The 1672-nt window shown below is 33.0% G+C and carries 2 protein-coding genes; both read left to right on the plus strand.

The genetic code is table 11. From position 1 onward, the window contains the following. Nucleotides 1-239 precede the first annotated feature (239 nt). A complete protein-coding gene (locus tag ACFHWD_RS20535) occupies nucleotides 240-425 on the plus strand; it encodes a DNA adenine methylase (RefSeq protein WP_378062933.1) in 186 nt (61 codons plus the stop codon). After that, entirely contained in the window at nucleotides 343-1098 is a 756-nt protein-coding gene (locus ACFHWD_RS20540) for a DNA adenine methylase (RefSeq protein WP_378062934.1), read from the plus strand. The genes ACFHWD_RS20535 and ACFHWD_RS20540 overlap by 83 nt, the downstream gene beginning before the upstream one ends. Nucleotides 1099-1672: the final 574 nt, after the last annotated feature.

Here is a 1672-nt window from a genome sequence, read left to right on the forward strand (position 1 = left end):
AATAGTAATAGAATCACTCATTTATGTCACCCCCTCTGTTGTCAGGTTAACCGCAACGACTCCTTGGGAGAGATAAAATCCCGGAGGGTGACTAGCTAAAAACATCCTTATTCTCCTGATAATTATTATAGCATAAATTTTAACCATGAATCTATATTTATGAAGGTTATCCATATTCTACCTCGATATAGAACATATGTTCGTATATAATAGTATTATCTGGAACATAGGAGGTATATATGAATAGTTTTATAAATTGGATAGGTGGAAAGAAATTACTCAGGAAGGAGATAGTCAAACGATTTCCCGAAAGTTTCAATAGATACATAGAAGTGTTTGGAGGTGCAGCATGGGTATNATTGGATAGGTGGAAAGAAATTACTCAGGAAGGAGATAGTCAAACGATTTCCCGAAAGTTTCAATAGATACATAGAAGTGTTTGGAGGTGCAGCATGGGTATTGTTTTCAAAAGATAAACTGGCCAGCATGGAAGTATACAACGGTATAAATGGGGACCTGGTGAATTTATTCAGGTGCGTTAAATTCCATTGTGGAGAGTTGCAGAGGGAACTTTCATTCATGTTGAATTCAAGGGAAGTATTTTATGATTTCGCAAGTCAGTATAACACTCGAGGTATGACGGATATTCAGAGAGCAGCACGTTTCTTCATGTTGATTAAGACAAGCTATGGAAGCGACCACAGATCCTATGGGTGTGTGAAGAAAAATGTAAATGTGATGATTAAATATCTTACTGATATTCAGGAAAGACTCTCTGATGTGGTGATTGAAAATAAAGATTTTGAGGATTTGTTAAAGGTCTATGATAAAGAGGATGCACTTATATACCTGGACCCGCCTTACTATGGTACTGAAAAATACTATCAGGTCCAATTTTCAGAAGAGGATCATGTGAGGTTATGCGATTGCCTGAAGAAAGTAAAAGGAAAATTCATTCTTTCTTATAACGATTGTGAATTTGCGAAGCATTTATACAAGGATTTCAAGATAGATGAGGTTCAGAGAAATCATAATTTTGTAGGAAAATACAAGGATAAAGAGCATAGATACAGTGAATTGATTATTAGGAATTATTAACATTGTAAATAAATTGCTCTGGTGAATCCAAGGCTTTTTAAAATAGCACTTACAACTAATAACCCCCAGCCCAAAGCTGGAGGTTATTTTGTAATTGCATAAGATTGGGAATTTAAAATGCTATCTTTTAGTAGTATACCCCAAATATATTATTATATTCTTTAAAAGAAGCTCCAGTAATTAGCCAGAGCTTCTATATTAGATCAAAAAAGATCTAAAAAAAATAGACATCAATAATTATATCCTAAATACAATATTATATCTATACTATTGATATATTCCTTTATAATTTATTGATTTTTTACAAATATGTGGTAAAATACAAATGAAACAATTAATTAAAACTTATGGTGTTGAGGGTTCCTATTTATTAGGGACTCTTATCCCCCTTAAAGTGAATGTTGATTTTTTACAAATACATGGTAAAATATAGAAGTAAGGTTCTTAAATGATCCTCTTTGTTTCTAAACCAATCAATACCTCATATTATTAAGAGCCCCTAGCCTATAGGGGTTTCTTCTCTGCTTATTATTTTAACAAAAAGGGCGTAATTCTCCTATCTTCTATAAGTGGG

It is taken from the genome of Clostridium sp. MT-14 (genome assembly GCF_042436595.1).
GTDB lineage: Bacteria > Bacillota > Clostridia > Clostridiales > Clostridiaceae > Clostridium_B > Clostridium_B aromativorans.